This window comes from Myxococcus virescens (assembly GCF_900101905.1).
Taxonomy (GTDB): domain Bacteria; phylum Myxococcota; class Myxococcia; order Myxococcales; family Myxococcaceae; genus Myxococcus; species Myxococcus virescens.
Map to the genome: position 1 here is coordinate 120,174 of NZ_FNAJ01000013.1, position 21,494 is coordinate 141,667.

At 69.3% G+C, this 21,494-nt stretch carries 17 protein-coding genes; 12 read left to right on the plus strand and 5 right to left on the minus strand.

From position 1 onward, the window contains the following. Positions 1 to 33: 33 nt before the first annotated feature. The 6 genes from groL (at position 34) to BLU09_RS28920 (ending at position 6,417) form a co-directional block, all read left to right on the plus strand. Positions 34 to 1,683, plus strand: a complete 1,650-nt coding sequence (gene groL / locus BLU09_RS28895) for a chaperonin GroEL (RefSeq protein ID WP_090493124.1) — start codon at positions 34 to 36, stop codon at positions 1,681 to 1,683. Between the two features lie 151 nt (positions 1,684 to 1,834). After that, on the plus strand, positions 1,835 to 2,092 hold the full coding sequence (gene grxC / locus BLU09_RS28900; RefSeq protein WP_090493126.1) for a glutaredoxin 3: 258 nt from the start codon (positions 1,835 to 1,837) through the stop codon (positions 2,090 to 2,092). Between the two features lie 97 nt (positions 2,093 to 2,189). Then, positions 2,190 to 2,594: a hypothetical protein gene (locus BLU09_RS28905; RefSeq protein ID WP_167371176.1), complete on the plus strand. Its 405-nt coding sequence runs from the start codon at positions 2,190 to 2,192 to the stop codon at positions 2,592 to 2,594. 87 nt (positions 2,595 to 2,681) lie between these two features. After that, on the plus strand, positions 2,682 to 3,728 hold the full coding sequence (locus tag BLU09_RS28910) for a hypothetical protein (RefSeq protein ID WP_244172091.1): 1,047 nt from the start codon (positions 2,682 to 2,684) through the stop codon (positions 3,726 to 3,728). Between the two features lie 71 nt (positions 3,729 to 3,799). Beyond that, positions 3,800 to 5,179 (plus strand): sigma 54-interacting transcriptional regulator, encoded by a 1,380-nt coding sequence (locus tag BLU09_RS28915; RefSeq protein ID WP_090493132.1) that lies wholly within the window; start codon positions 3,800 to 3,802, stop codon positions 5,177 to 5,179. 41 nt (positions 5,180 to 5,220) lie between these two features. Continuing rightward, positions 5,221 to 6,417, plus strand: a complete 1,197-nt coding sequence (locus tag BLU09_RS28920; RefSeq protein WP_090493134.1) for a hypothetical protein — start codon at positions 5,221 to 5,223, stop codon at positions 6,415 to 6,417. Positions 6,418 to 6,553: 136 nt separating this feature from the next. On the opposite strand, the gene smc is transcribed toward BLU09_RS28920, so the two are convergent. The 3 genes from smc to BLU09_RS28935 all read right to left on the minus strand — a co-directional run bounded on the left by smc (position 6,554) and on the right by BLU09_RS28935 (position 12,892). Next, positions 6,554 to 10,156, minus strand: a complete 3,603-nt coding sequence (gene smc / locus BLU09_RS28925) for a chromosome segregation protein SMC (RefSeq protein ID WP_090493136.1) — start codon at positions 10,154 to 10,156, stop codon at positions 6,554 to 6,556. Positions 10,157 to 10,690: 534 nt separating this feature from the next. Beyond that, positions 10,691 to 12,073 carry a hemolysin family protein gene (locus BLU09_RS28930; RefSeq protein ID WP_090493138.1) on the minus strand — a complete coding sequence of 461 codons (1,383 nt, stop codon included), beginning with the start codon at positions 12,071 to 12,073 and terminating at the stop codon, positions 10,691 to 10,693. Between the two features lie 3 nt (positions 12,074 to 12,076). Then, the gene (locus BLU09_RS28935; RefSeq protein WP_090493140.1) at positions 12,077 to 12,892 is read right to left on the minus strand and encodes a tetratricopeptide repeat protein; all 816 of its coding nucleotides are present in this window, start codon (positions 12,890 to 12,892) and stop codon (positions 12,077 to 12,079) included. A gap of 62 nt (positions 12,893 to 12,954) precedes the next feature. Between BLU09_RS28935 and BLU09_RS28940 the strand changes: the two genes are divergently transcribed. Then, positions 12,955 to 14,172, plus strand: a complete 1,218-nt coding sequence (locus tag BLU09_RS28940; RefSeq protein ID WP_090493143.1) for a CapA family protein — start codon at positions 12,955 to 12,957, stop codon at positions 14,170 to 14,172. Between the two features lie 8 nt (positions 14,173 to 14,180). Here the strand turns inward: BLU09_RS28940 and BLU09_RS39940 are convergent, their stop codons facing one another. After that, positions 14,181 to 14,303, minus strand: a complete 123-nt coding sequence (locus BLU09_RS39940; protein ID WP_013941470.1) for a hypothetical protein — start codon at positions 14,301 to 14,303, stop codon at positions 14,181 to 14,183. A 155-nt stretch (positions 14,304 to 14,458) separates the two neighbouring features. Here BLU09_RS39940 and prfA point away from each other — a divergent pair, with 155 nt between their 5' ends. The 4 genes from prfA to BLU09_RS28960 all read left to right on the plus strand — a co-directional run bounded on the left by prfA (position 14,459) and on the right by BLU09_RS28960 (position 18,237). Continuing rightward, positions 14,459 to 15,547, plus strand: a complete 1,089-nt coding sequence (gene prfA / locus BLU09_RS28945; protein ID WP_090493144.1) for a peptide chain release factor 1 — start codon at positions 14,459 to 14,461, stop codon at positions 15,545 to 15,547. Continuing rightward, complete coding sequence (prmC, locus tag BLU09_RS28950) at positions 15,544 to 16,425, plus strand: peptide chain release factor N(5)-glutamine methyltransferase (RefSeq protein ID WP_090493146.1); 882 nt, start codon at positions 15,544 to 15,546, stop codon at positions 16,423 to 16,425. Before prfA ends, prmC begins: the two co-directional genes overlap by 4 nt. A 14-nt stretch (positions 16,426 to 16,439) precedes the next feature. Continuing rightward, the gene (gene murA / locus BLU09_RS28955; RefSeq protein WP_090493148.1) at positions 16,440 to 17,702 is read left to right on the plus strand and encodes a UDP-N-acetylglucosamine 1-carboxyvinyltransferase; all 1,263 of its coding nucleotides are present in this window, start codon (positions 16,440 to 16,442) and stop codon (positions 17,700 to 17,702) included. Between the two features lie 145 nt (positions 17,703 to 17,847). After that, entirely contained in the window at positions 17,848 to 18,237 is a 390-nt protein-coding gene (locus BLU09_RS28960) for a zf-TFIIB domain-containing protein (RefSeq protein WP_011554891.1), read from the plus strand. A 54-nt stretch (positions 18,238 to 18,291) separates the two neighbouring features. On the opposite strand, the gene BLU09_RS28965 is transcribed toward BLU09_RS28960, so the two are convergent. Continuing rightward, a complete protein-coding gene (locus BLU09_RS28965) occupies positions 18,292 to 19,131 on the minus strand; it encodes an NADase-type glycan-binding domain-containing protein (RefSeq protein ID WP_228565006.1) in 840 nt (279 codons plus the stop codon). Between the two features lie 157 nt (positions 19,132 to 19,288). Here BLU09_RS28965 and BLU09_RS28970 point away from each other — a divergent pair, with 157 nt between their 5' ends. Next, the gene (locus BLU09_RS28970) at positions 19,289 to 21,481 is read left to right on the plus strand and encodes a mediator complex subunit 15 domain-containing protein (RefSeq protein ID WP_167371177.1); all 2,193 of its coding nucleotides are present in this window, start codon (positions 19,289 to 19,291) and stop codon (positions 21,479 to 21,481) included. Positions 21,482 to 21,494: the final 13 nt, after the last annotated feature.

Here is a 21,494-nt window from a genome sequence, read left to right on the forward strand (position 1 = left end):
CTTCCCCCACTCTTCCTTCAAGGAACCATCCAAATGGCGAAGGACATTCTTTTCGACGTGCGCGCGCGTGAGGCCATCCTCCGCGGCGTCAACATCCTGGCCGATGCGGTCAAGGTCACCCTGGGCCCCAAGGGCCGCAACGTCGTCATCGAGAAGAGCTTCGGCTCCCCGACCATCACCAAGGACGGTGTGACGGTCGCCAAGGAGATCGAGCTCGAGAACAAGTTCGAGAACATGGGCGCCCAGATGGTCAAGGAGGTTGCCTCCAAGACGTCTGACGTCGCCGGTGACGGCACCACCACGGCCACCGTGCTGGCGCAGGCCATCTTCCGCGAGGGCGCGAAGCTGGTCGCCGCGGGCCACAACCCGATGGATATCAAGCGCGGCATCGACAAGGCCGTGGGCGCCATCGTCGGCGAGCTGAAGAAGCTGGCCAAGCCGACCAAGGACAAGAAGGAGATTGCCCAGGTCGGTACCATCTCCGCCAACGGTGACGAGACCATCGGCACCATCATCGCGGACGCGATGGAGAAGGTGGGCAAGGAAGGCGTCATCACCGTCGAAGAGGCCAAGGGCCTGGAGACGACGCTGGACGTGGTCGAAGGCATGCAGTTCGACCGCGGCTACCTGTCCCCGTACTTCGTGACGGACCCGGAGCGCATGGAGGCGGCGCTCAACGACGCGCTCATCCTCATCAACGAGAAGAAGATCTCCTCGATGAAGGACCTCCTGCCCATCCTGGAGCAGGTCGCCCGCGCCGGTAAGCCCCTGCTCATCATCGCCGAGGACATCGAGGGCGAGGCCCTGGCCACCCTGGTGGTCAACAAGATCCGCGGCGTGCTGAACGTGTGCGCGGTGAAGGCGCCGGGCTTCGGTGACCGCCGCAAGGCCATGCTCGAGGACATCGCCACCCTGACGGGCGGCCGGATGATCGCCGAGGACCTGGGCATCAAGCTGGACACCATCACCCTCCAGGACCTGGGCCGCGCGAAGCGCATCACGGTGGACAAGGACAACACCACCATCGTCGACGGTGCCGGTGGCCAGCAGGAGATCGAAGCGCGCGTGAAGCAGATCCGCGCCCAGATCGAGGAGACCTCCAGCGACTACGACCGCGAGAAGCTCCAGGAGCGCCTGGCGAAGCTCGTGGGCGGCGTGGCCGTCATCAACGTCGGCGCGGCCACCGAGACGGAGATGAAGGAGAAGAAGGCCCGCGTCGAGGACGCGCTCAACGCGACCCGCGCGGCCGTGGAAGAGGGCGTCGTCCCTGGCGGCGGCGTGGCCTACATCCGCTGCCTCAAGGCGCTGGACGGTCTGCAGCTGACCGGCGGTGAGAAGTTCGGCGTGGACATCATCCGCCGCGCCGTCGAGGAGCCCCTCCGCCAGATCGTCGGCAACGGCGGCCTGGAGGGCAGCGTGGTGGTGAACAAGGTCAAGGAGTCCTCCGGTCCGTTCGGCTTCAACGCCGCCACGGGCACCTACGAGGACCTGCTGGCCGCCGGCGTCATCGACCCGGCCAAGGTCAGCCGCACCGCGCTGCAGAACGCGGCGTCCGTGTCCTCGCTGATGCTCACCACCGAGGCCATGGTGGCGGAGCGTCCGAAGGAGGAGAAGGACCTCCCCGCCGGCGGTGGCATGGGCGGGATGGGTGGCATGGGCGGTATGGGCGGCATGGGCATGTAGTGCGCCCCTCACCCCGGCATCCGTCCGGGGTGACGTCCTGAACGCGGCCTCCGGCTCCCTCATGGGGTTCCGGAGGCCGTCGTCTTTGCGGGCTGGGTGGCGGCACGCCTTCCTGGCCCTTACTTTGGTGAATACGAGGGAGGAGACACCCGTGAAGCCCGTGAAGATTTTTACGACCACCTACTGTGGCTACTGCGTCCGCGCCAAGGACCTGCTCAAGCGCAAGGGCGTGGATTTCGAAGAGGTGGATGTCACCGGAGACGACGACCTGCGCGCGAAGCTCGTGGAGATGAGCGGTGGCCAGCGCACCGTGCCGCAAATCTTCATTGGCGACACGCACGTCGGCGGCTACTCCGACTTGTCCCGCCTGGACACCGAGGGCCGCCTGGAGCCGATGCTCCAGGCCTGAGCATCCCAGGCAGGCGGGCAGCCGCCCTCGCCAAGGCTCCCGGCTCGCCGTGCATAGCTTTCTCTCCGTGGCACTTCACTCATCCACGGGAGGCGGCATGTCAGGCGAAGAGCGGCAGACGGGGACCCGGGACGAGCAGTACAACCTCATCAGCGTCCTGTACCACCTGCTCAAGGGTGCCTCGACCAGTGAGGCGTACATCCGGGATGCCGAGGAAATCGGCGACCCCGAGCTCGCCCAGTTCTTCCGCGATTGGCAGGAGGAGCAGCGAAACCTCGCCGAGCGGGCCAAGAATCTGCTCGGCGCCCGCATGGCGGGCGTCTCCAGGGCGGGCACCGGCCGCAAGCGCTCGGCCCAAGGGGGCAGGCGCGGCGCGGACTCGGTGGAGAAGCAACCCACCAACGCGAGCGTCGCATCGGGCGGCAATGACACGACGCGCGACGCCGTGGACGAGGAGCTGCTGGAGAGCTTTCCCGCAAGCGACCCGCCGGCCCGCTACTGAGTCCCCATCCGGATTCCTGCGCCCTTCCGCGAGGGAGTGACGCAGGACTCTGGATTCTGGCCGAACGTTCGTCTTGTATGGGGGGTCGTGAAACACACCGCTCCCTTCCCTTGCCCGCGCCTGATGCTGCTCATGGTGGCCATCCTGGCCGCGGGCTGCCGGAGCACGCCCTTCCAGGTGCGGGGCGCCGTGCCCGAATCGCTGGGCGCGTCGGCGGTGGTCGTCCAGCCCTTCGGCTTCCAGTGGGTGGAGCCCGACTGGCGCGCCGTGGAGCTGTCTCAGCGGCTGGTGAACGTGGCCCTGGCGCAGACGGGTGACGCGGCCCTCTTCTTCGGCCCCACCGAGCTGCAGGTGGCGAAACCCGGCGAGGACGGCGGTAAGGGGCTGACGCGCGCCGTGGTGGCGACATTGGCCTCCTACGGCGTCCGGCCTGACGGGTTGATGGTCCTCCGCCCCTCGGCGGAGAAACGCATCCAGTCCGGTGAACGTGAACTGATTGACACCGCGGGCTACTCGGTGGGCCAGAGCGCCACCGAGGTGGTGATGTACGTGGGCCGTGTCGAGGTCCTCCACCCCGCCACGCACGAGGTGGTGCTGGAGGTCTTCGGGGAGGCCACCGTGAATCCCTACGCAGACATCCTCGATGAGGGCGCGGACCCGGCTCCGGCGCTGACGAGCCTCATGGAGGAGCTCACGCGCGAAGCACTCCGCGGCCTGTCGAGCCACCTGAAGCCACCCCGCGCGCCATCCCCCGCGCTGGCGACCTCCCTGGCGTGGGCGCCGTGGGACGTGCTCGACGTGGCCGCGTGGATGCCCAAGGACATGGCCGACCTGGAATCGCCGCTGCACACAGACGCCGGGCAGGACCCGCGAAGCCTGCGCATGCAGCGCCTGCGCTTCGCCAACCCGGACGTTGACGCCGCGCTGCTGGAAACACTGGCGCGGCGCCCCGGCGGCCTCTATGTGCGCGCCGCACCCGAGGGCGCGAAGCTCTCCGCGGGGGACCTGGTGCTCACGCTCGACGGCCGCCCCGCACTTCCCCAGACACTTGCCCGCGCACGGCTGGCGCTCGTGCCAGTCGAAGCGCGCGTTCAACAACCCTCAGGCAGGATTGTTCCACTCGTACTGCCTTGAGTTTTCCCGATGTGAAGAGGCTCGCGTCGGGCTTGCCCGCCCATGCGACTCGCACCTAAAGAGGACCCGATATGGATAGGCCCGAGGTCACCCAGACCACTCAGACGGAGCAGGAAGGCCGCACCACCCGAATCCCCATCCCCGAATGGACGGTGGAGGTGGTTGCCGGACCTGACAAGGGCAAGAAGGTGAAGACGCAGGACGGACTGGTCCGCGTGGGCTCCGACAGCGCCTGCGACCTGGTCCTCACTGACGCCACGGTGAGCCGCCGCCACCTGGAGGTGGAGCGCACCTCGCGCGGGCTGCTGCTGCGCGACACCGGCAGCCGCAACGGCACCTTCCTGGACGGCCGGCAGGTGCTGCAGGCCTACCTGACCAGCGGCGACAAGGTCGAGCTGGGCAAGACGAAGCTCTCCGTGAAGGTCGCCCCGCGCCCCACCGAGGTGGATGTGGCGGGGGCGGAGTCCTTCGGCGCGCTGGTGGGCGCCTCGGAGAAGATGCGCTGGGTCTTCACGGAGCTGCGCCGCATCGCCCGCGAGGACATGAGCCTGCTCGTGGAGGGAGAGACGGGCACCGGCAAGGAGCTGGCGGCGCGCGCGGTGCACCAGCACTCGGCGCGGCGCCACGGCCCCTTCAAGGTCGTGGACTGCAACCTCATCTCCGAGGAGAAGGCCGAGCGCGAGCTCTTCGGTGGCCTGCGCGCGGGTGACGGCGAGGACCGCGAGGCGCGGGGCGTCTTCGAGGCGGCCCGGGGCGGCACCCTCTTCATGGACGAGGTGGGCGAGCTGCCGCTGCCCGTGCAGGGCAAGCTGCTGCGCGTGCTGGAGACGCGCGAGGTGCCGTCGCTGGACGGCCAGCCGGTGGCGGTGGACGTGCGCGTCATCGCCTCCACGCACCGCAACCTGGAAGAGGACGTGCGCCAGGGACGCTTCCGCGCGGACCTGTACTTCCGGCTCGCGGTGGCGCGCGTGCGCCTGCCGCCCCTGCGCACCCGGCGGGACGATTTGCCCGCGCTGGCCCAGGCCCTGGCCCAGACGCTGCGCGCCAGCATCACCCTCACGCCCCAGACGCTGGCCCTCTTCGAGGGCTATGAGTGGCCGGGCAACGTGCGCGAGCTGCGCAACGTGCTGGAGCGCGGCGCCCTCATGGAGGAGACGGGCAACAGCAGCTGGCTGGACTTCCTCGCCCAGCCCTCGCGACGCGCGGAGGGACAGCCCCCCACCACCCAGGTGGCCACGCTGGTGGGCACCCTGCCCTACCACGAGGCCAAGGACAGGGTGCTGGCCGACTTCGAGCGCCTGTATTTCGCCGAGGTCATGAAAACCGTGGGCTTCGACATGAAGGCCGCGGAGCAGCGCACCGGCCTGTCCATGCAGAGCCTTTATCGCCTTTTGAAAAAGAACGGGCTTCGGCTCAAGGACCTCAAGAACGCCGAGGGCCTGGAGAAGTAAAGAAGTCCGCAAGCAGGTCCACCTCTAGGGAGAACAACCGCATGTTGCGTCGTGTTGCCGTAGCCTCCGTCGTCTTCACTGCCGCTTGCGCCGGCCAGCAGAAGCCCGCAGCCCAGGCCGGACAGCCCACGTCGACCGAGGAGCGTGTCCGCATCACCAACCAGCCCCCGTTCGACCTGGTGAATTGCTTCCCGCGCGAGCTCCAGCTCCCGGAGCAGGCAAGCCAGGGCGTCGTGCTGGGCGCGCTGCTCACCACGCGTCCCCAGGTGATGGAGTGCCTGGTGGACCCGAAGCACCGGGGCGCGGAGAAGAGCACCACGGTGGAGGTCAAGACGACCGTCACGGACCAGGGCGCCTCGCACGCCGTCACTGGGACGAACCTCACCCCGGAAGGCCAGGCCTGCATCCAGAAGGTGGTGGACAGCCAGGTGAAGCTGTCCGCGCTGCCCAAGGGCGCGCAGCCGGTGGAGGCGGCCATCCCCTTCGAGCACACCACCAGCGGCCTCAACTCCGTCACCTTCAACATCAACGAGGGCTCGGACTTCACCGGCGCGGTGCGCCTGGCGCAGCCGACCTGGTGTGAGTGCTACGCCAACTTCAAGGAGCAGGTCCCGCCGCCGCTGACGGCGAAGATCAAGCTGCTGAAGGCGCAGCCCACCCCGGCCGAGGTCACCTTCGCGCCCTCCGGCAACACCGAGGCGGACCAGCTGGCCGCCTGCCTCCAGCCGAAGATTGCCGCGCTGCCGGCGAAGCTGACCTCCGACGAGCTGGGCTTCTCCTACCGCTTCGTCCACTTCGACTCGTCCGCGCCGGACGCCGCGTCGGCCGCCCTGCCGCCCGAGCTGCGCTTCCTCCAGCTGGACCTCAACCGCACCCAGCGCGCGGCGGACTCGGCCATCGCCGATGGCGCCCGCACCCCGGCGGCCCTGGCCTACGCCGAGGTCGTGGACCGCTACCAGAAGACCAAGAACTGGCGCCTGTTCGACGAGATGTCCAGCAAGTGCGACGCGCTGGTGAAGGCGGACACGGACGTCATCGAGTCCATCAAGGCCCGCCAGTCCACGGACCAGGCCGCGCTGGCGCTGGCCACGGAGATGGCGGCGAAGGACGCGGAGAACTGGGGTGACGTCGTCACCGCCACCCAGAAGAACGTCGACGAGTCCGTGAAGGAGCTGGCCGACGCGGAGAAGATGGCCGCGCAGGACAAGGCCGCCTGCCCGAAGAAGAACTTCAAGTAGTCCCCCGCCCCACGGCGGAAAACACGAAGGCGCGGGAGCCCGGAAGCCGGGGCCCGCGCCTTCTGTGTTTCTGGGGGGAAGCCGTCGCCGCGGGGCGGCCACCGGAGGCCCGGTGCCCTTCCCGCCCGGGACGGGCCTACGCCGCCGTCACCTTGTCGTCGTTGGCCGCGCCCGCCTCGCGCATGCGCACGCTGACGAGCTTGGAGATGCCCGGCTCCTCCATGGTGACGCCATAGAGGGTGTTGGAGACCTCCATGGTCCGCTTGTTGTGGGTGATGAGGATGAACTGCGACTGCTTGCTCATCTCCTTCACCATGTCGTTGTAGCGGCCCACGTTGCCCTCATCCAACGGCGCGTCGACCTCGTCGAGGAGGCAGAAGGGCGTCGGCTTGATGAGGAAGATGCCGAAGATGAGGCCCACCGCGGTGAGGGCCTTCTCGCCACCCGACAGCAGGTTGACGCTCTGCAGCTTCTTGCCGGGCGGCTGGGCGACGATTTCCACGCCCGGCTCCCCACCCGGCCCCTCGTTGGTGAGGATGAGGCTGGCCCGGCCACCGCCGAACAGGCGCGGGAAGATGGCCTGGAACTTCTCGTTCACCACGTCGAAGGTCTGCTTGAAGCGCTCGCGGCTGGTGGCGTCGATGCGCTGGATGGCCTCCTTCAGCTGCTCGATGGAGGACTGCAGGTCCTTCTTCTGCGCGGTGAGGAAGTCGTAGCGCTTGGACAGCTCCGCGTGCTCGTCGATGGCGGTGAGGTTGATCTCCCCCATCTTCTCCACCTGCGCGCGCAGGTCCTTCAGCTCCGCCTCCGTCTCCGGGGCCAGCGCGGCCAGCATGTGGTACTTGTGCAGTTCGTTCGCCAGCTCCACCTGGTGCCGCTCGCGGATGCCCGCCGCCAGGTGCTCCAGCTCCAGGGCGATTTCGCGCTCCCGCAGCGAGATTTGCGACAGGCCCTGCATCAGCTCGTCCACGCGGCCGCGCAGCTCGCGGAACGTCGCGTCCTGCTCACGCACTTCCGCGGAGGCCGCGGTATGCGCCGCGCGGCGCGCCTCCAGCCCTTCCGCGGCGAGCCGGTGCTCCTCGGCGCGCTGGGACAGGCCGCCCTCGGTGTCCGTCGTGCGCCGCGCCAGCTCCTCGACGCGCGCCCCACCCTCTACCACCGTGGCCTGGAGCCGGGCGATGCGCGTCTCCATGTCCTGACGCTGGGAGACGAGGCTGTCCAGCTCCTTGCGGGCCGACTCGCCACGCTCGCTGCCGGCGGCCACCTTGATGCGCAGGCCCGTCAGCTCGCCGTTGGCCGTCTCCGCGCGCAGGCGCAGCGACTCCTGTTCGGACACCAGCTGCTTCACCCGCTCCTCGCGGCCCTCGCGGTCCGCCTGGCCGTGCGCCACCTCGCCGCGGCTCGCCTCCTCCTCGTGCTCCAGGGCCTGGTGGCTCTGGGCGAGCTGCCCCTCCTCCACCTCCAGGGCCCGCACCCGCTCGCGCACGCGGGCCAGGTCCTCGCCCGCCTTGTGCAGGTCCTTCTCCTGGCTGGCGAGGTTCAGCTCCTCGGCGTGCTGATTCTTCGCCAGCCCCTTGAGGACGCCCTCCGCGTGCCCCATCTGCTTCTGGAGCGTGTAGTGCCGGGTGAGAATCTCGTTGTAGCGCTCCTCCACGCGGGCCACCTCCGTGGCCAGCTCGGCGATTTCGCGCTTCTTCTGGAGCGCGCCCACCGCCGCGCCCTCGCTCTCACCGCCGACGATGGTGCCGTCCGGGCGGAACACCTCGCCCTCCACCGTCACCAGCGTGCATTTCGGGCCGCCCGACTCGGTCCACGCGCGCGCCGTGGCCACGTCCTGGACGATGACGACGTCCCCCAGCAGCAGCTGGACGAGCGGCGTCAGCGCCTCCTCACACGTCACCTCACGCAGGGCATGTGCGAGCACGCCGGGCTGGCTGAAGTCCGGCTCCAGCGGGGCCGGCAGCGCGTCCAGCGCGGGCACCGGGAGGAAGCTGCCCCGGCCCTCGGCGTGGCCCTTGAGGTAGTCCACCAGCTCCACGCCCTTGTCGCGGCTCTCGACGATGACGTGCTGGAGCCGCTCCCCCAGGGCGGCCTCCACCGCGCGCTCGTAGCGCGGGGTGACGTTGATGACGTCCGCCACCAGGCCGAAGATGCCCTGCTCACGGGCCTGCACGCCGGCGCGCGTCATCACGGCGCGCACGCCGCGGTCGAAGCCGTCGTAGTTCTTCTGGATGTCTTCCAGCGTGGAGAGGCGGCTGCGCTTGTCGCTCAGCTCCTCCCGCAGCGCGATGACCTCGATTTCGTTCTCCGTGAAGGCCGCGCGGGTGCGGGTGAGCGCGTCCTCTTCCTGGCCCTTGCGCTCGGCCAGCTCCGCGGCGAGGTGCCGGGTGTCCTCCACCCGCTTCGCCACGTCGCCCCGGACGTTCTCCAGCGTCTGCTCCTGGGCGCGCAGGGTTTCCAGCTCGCCCTGGAGCTTCGCGCGGCGGGCGCCCAGATCCCCCCGCTGGCGGGCGAGGTTGACCAGGTTGCTCTCGTGGTTGGCCAGACGCGTGGCCACGGCCACCAGGCCGGCGCGCTCCTGCTCCAGGCGCAGCGCCACCTCCGTCTGGAGCTGGGACACGCGGCGCAGTTCCTCCTGCGCCACCTGCATCGCGACCTCGTCCTCCTTCCACGAGCCGGCGATGCCCGACAGCTCCGCCTCGCGGGCGGCCATGGCCTCGGACATCTCCGCCTTGCGCGCCAGGAGCCCGTCCAGCTCCACCTGGGCGGCGGCCACGCGGGCCCGCGTCTCCTCCAGGTCGCGCTTGCCGTAGGTCATCTCCTGCGTGTCGCGCTGCAGGGAGCTCTCCAGCGTGTGCACCTCCGCGGCCAGCGCCTGGAGCGCGGCGGTTTCCGCCTCCAGCTCCGTGCGGCGCCGGGTGATGGTCTCCTCCAGCTCCTTCACCCGGTCCAGGCTCTCCCGTTCCTCGGAGCCCAGGTTCTCCAGCCGCGACTGGAGCATCTTCTTCTCCGCCATCAGCTCCAGCTGGCGGTGCGTGGCCGCGTGCAGGTCGATGTCCCGCATGCGCGCCTTGAGCTTCTTGTACTTCTCCGCCTTCTTCGCCTGGCGCGACAGCGCATCGAGCCGCTTCTCCAGTTCGTTGGTGATGTCGGTGACGCGCAGCAGGTTGGCGTCGGTCGCCTCCATCTTGCGCTCGGCGGCCTTGCGGCGGGCCTTGTACTTGGTGACGCCCGCGGCCTCCTCCAGCAGGTGGCGCCGGTCCTCCGGCTTGCTGGACACGATGAGGCCCACGCGGCCCTGCTCGATGATGGAGTACGCCTTCGTGCCCACGCCGGTGCCGAGGAACAACTCGGTGATGTCCAGCAGGCGGCACAGCGTCTTGTTGATGAGGTACTCGGAATCGCCGTTGCGGAACAGGCGCCGCGTCACCGTCACTTCGGAGAAGCCCTGGTACTGGGGCGCCAGCTGGTCCGTGTCATCCACGATGAACGTGAGCGACACCTCCGCCATGGACAGCGGCGGCTTGTTCTCCGAGCCGTTGAAGATGACGTCCTCCATGCCGCGGCCACGGAGGTTCTTCGCGCTCTGCTCACCCATCACCCAGCGGATGGCGTCCACGACGTTGGACTTGCCGCAGCCGTTGGGCCCGACGATGCCCGTCACGCCTTCGTCGAACGTGAAGACGCTCCGTTCCATGAAGGACTTGAAGCCGGTGATGTCCAACCGCTTGATTCGCATGCCAGCGGGCTCCTAGAGCGGGCTCGGTACGAGGAGAAAATCGCGCGCGAGGCCGAAAAATCGGCCTCGGAGCGTTCAGCAGAAAGGAGTACCAGCCACCTTCCGGGCGATCAAGCATGGCCATGCCACGCATCGCCATACGTTCGGTTGCCTGGTCTGCGACAGAGCAGACGTGCTCTGTAGCTGTAGCGCGCGCACTGCGAGGCGGCGGCATGTGCACCGCGCATCTACGCTCCCATGACGTCCTCCCGCCGGTGTGGCTGCTTCAGCCCTGTTGAGTCCTGTTGCGCCACGCGAGCGCGTGACCTTCCGCGGGACGTAGCATTCCGGTCTGACATGCCCTCGGCATGGCCCCACCCGAGCCCACACGAACGCGCCGCCCATGCCCACCTGACAGGCAGGCGTGCCGACGCGGTGCAGGAGGGCCTCACGCGCGCATCATGACCAGGGGAAGGGTGAGACAGAACCGCCGCGTCGTGAAGCGCGGGTCGCCCGCAGCGAAGAAGCCCCAGCCAGGGACCAGCGCCTCCGGGCTCAGGACTCGTTCGAGCCGCTCGGGGGCGGCTCACCGGAGCCGTCCGACACGGTGCGCGCGGGCGCCGTCCGCGACTGCGGCTCCACGGTGACACGCACCACGCGGGGCCCTTCCACCGCGTCCACGACGATGCGCCACATGTCGAGCCGCAGCGTGTCCCCCTTCACGGGAACACGGCCCAGCCGCGTCATGAGGTAGCCGGCGATGGTCGTCACTTCGCCCTCTTCGTCCTCGTCCAGGTCGAAGCTGACGTCCAGCCGCTCCTCCAGGTCATCGAGCTGCGCGGTGCCCGGCAGCTCGAAGCGGCCGCCCGGCAGCGCGCGGACCTCGTCCATGCGGCGGCCCAGCTCCGCGACGTCGCCCACCACCTCCGCCACCACGTCGGCAATCGTCACCAGCCCGGACGTGCCGCCGTGCTCGTCCACCACCAGCGCCGTCTGCCGGCGCCGGCGCCGGAACTCCGCCAGCAGTTGCTCCAGCGTGGCGCCCTCCGGGATGAACAGCACCGGCCGCTGTACCTGCGCCAGGCTGCGCAGCTCGCCCCGGGACAGCAGGAAGAAGAGGTCCTTGGCGTTCACCACGCCTTCGACCTCATCGAGATTGCCCCGACACACCGGCAGCCACGTGTGGCCCGACGCGCGAGCATCCGCGATGCACTTCTCCAGCGGCTCTTCCACGTCCAGGAACTTCACCTGGTTGCGCGGAACCATCACCTGCCGCGCCGTCTTCTGCGCCATCTCCAGCGCGCGCTCCAGCAGCTCCGCGCGCGCCGTCGTGATCGCGCCCGCCTGCGCCGAGCTGTGGAGGATGACCAGCAGCTCATCCTCGCTGTGCGCCTCGTGCGCCTCCCCCACCGACTGGAGGCCGAAGACGCGCAGCACCCACGCCGCCAGCCCGTTGAGCAGGACGATGGCCGGATAGAACAGGACGTAGAACACCCGCATGGGCAGCGCCACCGCGAGCGTCGTGTCCTCGGGCCGCTGAATCGCCAGGCTCTTGGGCGCCAGCTCACCGAGGACGATGTGCAGGAAGGTGATGATGCTGAAGCCAATCACCACCGCCGCGGAGTGGGCCAACGTGGTGGCGGCGCCCTCCGGCACCAGCTGAACCAGCACCGGCTCCAACAAACGCGCGAAGGCCGGTTCACCCAGCCAGCCCAGGCCCAGGGAGGCCAGGGTGATGCCGAACTGCGTGGCGGAGAGGTACGCGTCCAGCTTCTCCACCATCTTCATGGCCGTGGGCGCGCCCGGCGCACCTTCGTCCACCAGGGCCTGGAGCCGCGTGGCCCGAATCTTCACGATGGCGAACTCGGTCGCCACGAAGAAGCCGTTGGCGAATACGAGGAGGATCGCCAACCCCAGGAACAACCATTCGTTGCCCATGGCTCAGAACAAGGCTTCGAAGTCCGGGTCACCCTTGAGGGCGTCGAACATGGGGTCGGTGGAGAGCCACCCCATGACCTTCGGCCGGTCCGCGGTGAGCGACTTCTGCAGGTACTGCACGGCGTCCTTGGGACGCCCCCACAGCGCGAACAGGGCGGACAGGTTGTAGTTGAGCAGCAGGTCTTCCGGATTGAGCGCCCGCGCCCGCTCATAGGCGCGCTCCGCCTCCGCGTAGAAGCCCTTCTGCGCGTAGCAGATGCCCAAATCCAGCTGCGCCTCGAAGTTGTCCGGCTCCAGGCGCACCACTTCCTTCAGCTGGGTGATGGCGGAGCGGTAGTCGCCCTCGTCCATCATCAGCGCGGCCAGCTCGTGACGGGGGAAGGCATCCTGGGGGTCCAGCTCGATGGCCGTCTGGAGCTCGCGCATCGCCTCCTCCACGCGGCCCTGGTCCGCGTAGGTGAGGCCCAGGTTGAGGTGGGCGTCCGGATACTCCGGATCCAACTCGATGGCTTCCTTGTACTCCTCCACCGCCATCTCCCCCGCGTGGGTGGAGAGGAAGCAGGCCAGGTTGTAGTGCGCCGTGGCGCTCTCCGGCTCCAGCTTCAGGGCGGTGAGGTACTCCGACAGGGCCTCGCGGAAGAGCTTCTTCTCCGCGTAGACGGTCGCCAGGTTGTCGTGGGCGTGCGCGGAGCTCGGGTCGAGGTCAATGGCCTTCTTGAACTCCTTGATGGCCTCGTCGAGCCAACCCCGGTCCGCCAGCTCGATTCCACGAGTATTGTGCTCGTCGGAGAGAGCGATGTTGTCCTTTTCGCGGGCCATGAGCGCGCGGGCAATCTACGCGCCGCGCTCCAAGAGGTGCAAGGTAGAGTTTCCCCTCGCCCATGCGCCACGTCGCCCTGCTGCTGCTCCTGTTGTCCGCCTGTCACCCCCGCGCCATCCCCCCGCCGGAGCCGCTTCCGCCGGAGGAGCCCGCCGGACAGTCCCCCGCCCCCGGGGATGCGGGCCAGGCGCCCGCCCCTTCCCCCGAGGCGCCAGAGGCCGAGCCCCCCGCCCGTCCCGTGTCCATCATCGTGGGCGGCGACGTGACGCTGGGCCACAACTACCAGACACACTACGACGCGGAGACCGCCAAGGGCCGCCCCCGGGACGCCCTGCTGGCCTACGGGTTCCAGGAGGTGAAGCCCCTGACGGACGCCGCCGACCTGTTCGTCGTCAACCTGGAGTGCCCCTTCACCGAGCGCGGCGAGAAGCTGCCCAAGAACTTCAACTTCCGCGCGAAGCCGGAGCTGGTGGGCATCCTCACCGCCGGCGGCGTGGACGTGGTGAGCCTGGCCAACAACCACCTGATGGACTTCGGCGCCCAGGGCCTGCTCGACACGCTGGACACCCTGGACGCGGCGCGCATCCCCTACTTCGGCGCGGGCCGGAACCTGGCGGAGGCCCGGCGCCCGGCCATCGTCACCGTGGGCGGTCAGCGGGTGGCGCTGCTGGGCTACTTCTTCCTGGGCACGCGCAACATCGAACCGCCCGGGGTCTACGCCACGGAGACGACCCCTGGGGTCGCCGGCCACTTCTCCGACGAGGCCATCATGGAGCAGATGCTCCGGGAGGACATCGCCGCGGCCCGGGCCCAGGCGGACATCGTCCTGCCCTACTTCCACTGGGGACGCGAAGGCACCTACACCCCGGAGCCCTACCAGGTCCGGCTGGCCCACGCCGCCATCGACGCGGGCGCCGCGGGTGTGCTGGGCGCCCACCCGCACGTCCTCCAGGCCATGGAGCTGTACCAGGGTAGGCCCGTCGTCTACTCGCTGGGGAACTTCGTCTTCGGGGGGAACTGGAACCCTCGCGACAAGCGCGGCGCCTTGTGGAAGGGCCACTTCGGGCCCGACGGCGGCTACCTGTCCAGCGAGATTCTGCCCTTGAGGACCGACCGCTTCCCGGAGCTGCCCTTCCAGCCGGTGCCCGTCACGGGCGAGGCGGCGGAGGCGGTGCTGCGGCTCCTGGCGGCGTCTTCAGAAGGCGTGGAGCGGATGCTGCCCGAGTTGGAGCCGTGGGCCCGTCCGCCTCCCTCCCCCGAAGTCCGAGGGAGGGAGTAGCCAACGCACTAGACCTTGTTGTTGGACTGGCCCTTCTTGGCGCGGCTGCGGCGGCGCTTCAGCTGGGCCTTCCGGCCCTTGGCGCGGTTGGCGACCTTCTTCTTGGAACGATTTCCCTTCTGGGCGGGCATGTGGAAGGACTCCGTGTAGGTGATGTGAAACCGACCGCTGAGCGCGGTGAGGGCGGCCCTTTTTTCATGCTCCCGCCCAAGCGTCCAAGGAATTTCTTGACTCCGCCCGCCCTTGCCAGAGGCCGTGCAAAGGGGCAATACCCCCCGGAACGACGATGATTGACAAACTCGAAGACGTCGAACGCCGGTTCGAACGCCTGACCGCCGACCTGTCGAACCCCGACGTGCTCGCCGACTCGGCGAGGCTCCAGAAGGTGTCCAAGGAGCGCGCGGGCCTGGAGAAGCTGGTCGAGGCCTTCCGGGCCTACCGCAAGGTGCTCGCCGACCTCAGCGAGGTCGAAGCCTGGCTCGGCAGCAGCGACGCCGACGAAAAGGCCTTCGCGCGCGAATCCCTGCCCGGATTGAAGGAACAGCGCGACGAGATGGAGGCCAGCCTCAAGATTCTCCTCCTGCCCAAGGACCCGAATGACGAGAAGAACGTCATCCTGGAAATCCGCGCGGGCGCGGGCGGTGACGAGGCCGCCCTCTTCGCCGAGGAGGTCATGCAGATGTACCTCCGCTACGCGGACCGCCGGGGCTGGAAGGCGGACATCCTGGACATGAGCCCGGGCAACGCCGGCGGCGTGAAGGACGCCACGGTGACGCTGTCCGGTGACGCCGTGTTCAGCAGCATGAAGTACGAGTCCGGCGTGCACCGCGTGCAGCGCGTGCCGGCCACGGAGACGCAGGGCCGCATCCACACGTCCACCATCACGGTGTCGGTGATGCCGGAGGCGGAGGACGTGGACGTGCAGGTGAACCCGGCGGACATCGAGATGCAGGTGATGCGCTCCACGGGCTCGGGCGGCCAGAGCGTCAACACCACGGACTCCGCGGTGCGCCTCATCCACCACCCGACGGGCATCGTGGTGAAGTGCCAGCAGGAGAAGAGCCAGCTGAAGAACCGCACCATGGCCATGCGCATGCTGCGGGCGAAGCTCTACGACATCGAGCAGGAGCGCATCCGCAACGAGCGCGACTCCGCGCGCCGCGCCCAGGTGGGCACCGGCGACCGCAGCGAGAAGATTCGCACCTACAACTTCCCGCAGGACCGGCTGACGGACCACCGCATCGGCCTCACGGTGCACAACCTGCCGGGCGTCATGGCCGGTGACGTGGAAGAGGTCATCACCGCCTGCCGGACCTACTACCAGGCCGAAGCGCTCAAGGCGCAGACGGCCGGCGGCCCGAAGCCCTCCGCATGAGCAGCGAGCCCTGGACCATCCGCAGGGTCCTCACCTGGACGACGCAGCACTTCGAGAAGCGACAGGTGGATGCGCCGCGGCTCACCGCGGAAATCCTCCTGTCGCACGTGCTCGAGCTCAGCCGCGTCCGACTGTACGTGGACCTGGACCGCCCGCTCTCCAAGGACGAGCTGGGCGCCTACCGTGCCCTCATCGAGCGGCGCATGGCGGGCGAGCCCACGCAGTACCTGACGGGGGTGCGTGAGTTCTACAACCGCCCCTTCAAGGTGGACGCCCGGGTGCTGATTCCGCGCCCGGAGACGGAGCTGTTGGTGGAGGCGGCGCTGCGCATGCTTCCCAAGGACGCGCCCGGCCGCGCGCTGGACGTGTGCACCGGCTCCGGCTGCATCGCCATCAGCCTCGCGGCCGAGCGGCCACAGGCCACCGTCATCGCCACCGACCTGTCTCCGGACGCCTGCGCGCTGGCGCGGGAGAACGCCCAGGCGCTGGGCGTGGCGGACCGGGTGACGGTGCTGCAGGGCGACCTCTTCACCCCGGTGCCCGCGGGCGAGCGCTTCCAGGTGGTGGTCTCCAACCCGCCGTACATCGCCTCCGGGGAGATTCCCGGCCTGTCCGCCGAGGTGCGACGCGAGCCGAAGCTGGCGCTCGACGGCGGGCCGGACGGGCTGGTGGCGGTGCGCCGAGTGGTGACGGGTGCGCGCCAGTGGTTGGAGCCTGGCGGCCTCCTTGCATTGGAGATTGGCGAGGACCAGGGCCCCGCCGTCCTGGAGCTCCTGCGTGCCGCGGGTTACGCGGACGCGCGGGTGGAGAAGGACCTGGAGCGGCGGGAACGGATGGCATTTGGGACACAGCCCGTGGCCAGCGAGCCACAGGGCTGAAGACGCAGGGAACCATGGACAAGATCGTCATCAAGGGCGGCCAGGCGCTGCACGGCGAAGTGCTGGCCTCGGGCGCGAAGAACGCGGCGCTGCCCATCCTCGCCTCGGCGCTGCTGGCCGACGGCACCTCCACCTACCGCAACGTGCCGGACCTGGCGGATGTCGCCACCATGCTCAAGGTGCTGCGCACCATGGGCTGCGACGCGGAGCGCGACAAGGAGACGACGGACGTCTGCCGGGTGGGCGTCAACGGCCACATCACCCCGGAGGCGCCGTACGATTTGGTGAAGACGATGCGCGCCAGCGTGCTGGTGCTGGGACCGCTGGTCGCCCGCTTCGGCCGGGCGCGGGTGTCCATGCCGGGCGGGTGCGCCATTGGCGCGCGGCCCATCGACCAGCACCTCAAGGGGCTGAAGGCGCTGGGCGCGGACATCCACCTCACGGAAGGCTACGTGGAGGCCACGGCGAAGCAGCTCAAGGGCGGCACCGTCAACTTCGACGTCATCACCGTCACCGGCACGGAGAACGTGATGATGGCGGCGGTGCTGGCCAAGGGCCGCACCCTCATGGAGAACTGCGCCCGCGAGCCCGAGGTCGAAGAGCTGGCCAAGGTGCTCAACAAGATGGGGGCGCGCATCGAAGGCGCGGGCACGTCCAGCATCATCATCGAGGGCGTGGACGGACTGAAGCCGGTGGAGCACGCCATCCTCCCCGACCGCATCGAGGCCGGCACCCTGCTGGTGGCGGCGGCCATCTCCGGCGGCGACGTGCTGGTGAAGCGCGTGGTGCCCGAGCACATGGACGCGCTGGTGGAGAAGCTGCGCGAGGCCGGGTGCACGATTACCACCGAGGGCAGCGGCCTGCGCTGCAAGGCGCCCCAGCGGCTGGACGCGGTGAACATCACCACCACGGAGCATCCGGGGTTCCCCACGGACATGCAGGCCCAGTTGATGGCCCTCATGTCTGTCAGTCAGGGGACGTCCGTCATCAGCGAGAACATCTTCGAGAACCGCTTCATGCACGTGCCGGAGCTGCACCGGCTGGGCGCGGACATCACCATCCAGGGGCCCACCGCGGTGGTGAAGGGCGTGAAGGGCCTGAGCGGCGCGCCCGTCATGGCAACGGACCTGAGGGCGAGTGCGTCACTCATCCTGGCCGGGCTGCGAGCGGAGGGCCGCACCGACGTCAGCCGCGTCTATCACCTGGACCGGGGCTATGAGCGCCTGGAGCGCAAGTTGAGCGCCCTGGGTGCGGACATCCGCCGCGAGAAGGCGTAGGGCTGAGGGGCTGGGGGGCGACGGGACGGCGCGTTGCCAACAGAAGGCACAAGGCGGGTTGCATCCGAAATTTCGCGCGACCTATCATTCTCCCATCGACTGGGGAGAACACCACTCCCCCCCAACAGGAGAATGGAACCGCCCCATGGATTGCCCCAGCTGCAACGTCGAGATGTCCGATCTCGAGGGGGATGATCAGACGTTGCGAAAGTGTGGAGATTGCGGCGGCCTTTGGATTGACGTCGCGGACCTCAACCGGGTCCTGCTCCACAACAACCTCCCCGGGCTGGAGAGCCAGGGCGGCAAGGTGGATGCGGAGGCACTGACCGGTCAGTGCCCCGAGTGCCAGGTCGACCTCGTCCGCGTGGACGGTGGCGACCGCCAGCATCCACTGCATTACGACACCTGCGAGTCCTGCGGCGGCATCTTCCTGGAATCCGAGTTCCAGGACGCCACCGACGTGAAGGTCGCGGTCGAGGAAATCATCGCGTTCTTCCGCCACTTCGGCGCGAAGCGGAAGATGGCCGCTCTGTAGGCGGAGTGCGTCGCCCCCCCGGGAAACCGGGCGGGCGGCAGCCCCCCCGTCTGCTCACCGCTGGCTGCGGAACTCCTCGCCCCAGGCCTCGGCGACGGGCCCGTCGAACGCCAGTGACGCATCTGGCGAGCGTGTCCCCTCGGAATCCCCTCGCGGGAAGCGCACCGTCACCCGCCCGTGCGGGGGAACGTCCAGGGACAGCTTCTCTCCGGACAGCGTGTAGGCGCCGCTGACTGTCGTGGACACCTCGCCCTCCAGGGGCTCCTCGGTGAGGCTGTAGGTTCCGTCCAGGTAGAAGGACAGGAAGCGGTGCGGTGCGCCCTTCAGGCCACCGAACCAGGTGCCGAGCAGCGGCGCCAGCCGGCCGTTGTAGCGCAGCTTGGGCGCCAGCCAGGTGCCATTGAGGGCCTTCCCGCCGGAGTAGAAGACGATGTCGGTGACGCACACGGGCGCGTCGTCCTTGGCACCCGGGAAGCGCTCCGACACCTCCAACGTGAAGCGGGCGCCCCGAAGTCCGGGCTTGAGAGGCACCACCTGGAGCCCGCGCTTGTCCTCCACGCTGACGCTGCGTGCTTCCTTGATGCCAGTCAGGGTGAGCTTCCGCGCCCGGGCGCGGGCCTTGAACGCGGCCCGGTCCGAACCATCGCCCGTGTACACGCGGACCTCGTCCACGGTGACGATGTCCTTGAAACCGAAGGTGAAGGACGCGGGCGCGTCTCCGCTGACACACCACGCGGTGGAGTCGCGGCCGTCGAGCACGTTGAGGGGCCCGTAGCGCTCCGGCTGACTGGTGCGGTCGAGCCAGTCGGAGGCCTGGACGTAGCCTGGCGGGACATTGGGTGCGGCGGAGGCCGCCGTGGCGGACAGGAGGGAGGCGAGGAGCAGGCGTCGCATGTCCCCGCATCTTTGATCGCCTCGCGAGCGCGGCTCCAGTCCGAGCACGCACGGAGCGGCCGGGTGGATGCGGATGAAAGCGCCCGCGCGGATGTTGGGGTGCTTGACACTCCGTCCCTGACGGGAAGGATGGCGGCCTGTGCTGGAGGAGACCGTGATGAGACGCTGGGGGTGGGCCTGTGTGCTGGGGCTGATGCTGGCCGGCTGCAAGGAAGACAAGGCGCCGGAAGCTCCGGACGCGGGCCCGGTGGAGACGGGACCGGCCGCTCTCACGGAGAAGGAGCCCAACGACCGGCCCGACCAGGCCCTGGACATCACCCGCAACAGCACGGTGAGCGCGGAGCTCACCGCGCAGCCGAACAAGGCGGACGAGGACTGGTACCGGCTGGCGCCCGGCGCGCCGCGCATCGCGGACGTCACCGTGTCCGGCCTGCCCGGCGGGGACATCACCCTGGAGGTGTATGACCGCGACCGCAACCGCCTGGTGGGCATCAACAGCGAGGGTGAGGGCAAGCCGGAGCGGTTCCCCAACCTCTACGTGGAGAACGAGCGCTTCATCCGCGTGGTGCCCACCCGCAAGGGTGTGGGCGGCGCGTACACGCTCGAGGTCCGCATGCGCGCGCCCGAGGACGGCGAGGAGCGCGAGCCCAACGACCGCGCCGTGGACGCGGTGAGCCTGACCTTGGGCCAGACGGTGACGGCCTTCCTGGGCCATGCCGGCGACGAGGACTGGTACCGCATTGAGCTGCCTGACCCGACGCAGCCCTCGGCTCCGGAAGGCGCCGGCCCGGGTGGCTCGGCGGAGGCCCCCGCGACCGCGCCTTTCGGCGATTCGCCGTCGCAGGGCACGCCGTCCCCGGGAGATGGCACCGCGCCGCAGGGGATGGGCGGCACGCTGCCCGGAGCTGGAAGCACAGGCGCCCCCCTGGGGCAGGATGACGCGATGGGCGGCGGTCTCGCCGGTCAACAGGGCTCGGCCGGCGCTGGCGCTCAGCACGGACAGGGCAACCCTGGCGCGAGGCAGGACCTGACCGGCGACGGTTTCGAGACCGAGGAAGGCGCGGCCCTCCGGGGCACCGAAGCAGATGGAACGCCCGGCCTCACGGCCCAGGAGGGCATGCGGGGCGCGTCGCCCGACCAGGGCGGAGTGGATGGCTTCGCGCGTGACCAGGCGCCGCCCTCCCCCACCGTGGAGGGCACCTTCGCGGGCAGCGAGCCGCCGCCCGTGGGCGGCCAGGCGGTGGGCGAGGCCATTGCCCGCGCGCTGGATGCAGGCACGGCGGTGCCTCCCGAACCGCCCTCGGTGGCGCTGAAAATCGAGCTGACCGGCGTGGACGGCGTGCGACCGGAGCTGTCCGTGCTGTCCGCGGCGGAGGCGCCGCTCTTCACCCTGCGCGGCAAGGAGGGCGAGACGCTGTCGCTGCGAAACATCGGCGTGCGCGCCACGGACCGGGTCGTCTACGTGGTGGTGAAGACGAGCTGGGTGGGCACCGGCAAGGAGGCCCGCAGGCCGTTCAACGCCACCATGCCGTACACGCTCACCGTGTCGCAGGAGGAGGCCGGCGCCAGCGCGGAGCTGGAGCCGAACGACGAGCTCCACAAGGCCACCCCGGTGACGGCCGGCGGCTACCGCCAGGGCTTCCTGGCGCCCAAGGGCGACGTGGACCACTTCGTCCTGAAGACGTCCGAGCCGGTGCTGGCGAAGGTGGAGTTGACCGGCGTCGAGCGGCTGGACCTGGTGCTCTCCATGGTGGAGCCCCCGGAGGGGGAATCCGGAAAGGAGACGGTGCTGCTGCGCGCCAACGACGGCGCCATCAAGGAGCCTGAGCGCCTCAACAACGTCGCCTGCAACGGCGCCTGCTACTTCCGAGTGGAGGGGGCGTCGCGCAAGGTGGACGGCAAGTGGGTGAAGGACTTCGAGAACGCCGAGCAGCCCTACCGCATCAGCGTCACCACGGTGCCGGACAACGGCGGCGAGGAGCGCGAGCCCAACAACACCGCGGACCGGGCGCAGGACCTGATGCTGGGGCAGCCGGTGCGGGGCACGGTGTATCCAGTGAAGGACACGGACTTCTTCCGGTTGGACCTGTCGGACCGGCCGGTGCGCACGCCCATCCGGGCCACGCTGCTGGGCATCCTGAAGGTCGATGTGGGGCTGTACCTGCACCGCGTGCAGCCGGACGGGAAGCTGTCGCTCGTGCAGACGGCTGACCGGGCCAAGGGCGACCAGCCGGAGAGCATCCGCTACAGCGCCGAGCCGGGCGTCTACCTCTTCGAGGTCCGGGACGCGCGCAACCGCGAGTCCAACTTCCAGGACTCCTACCAGCTCACCGTCGAGGAGTCGGAGTAGCGGCCTCACTTCC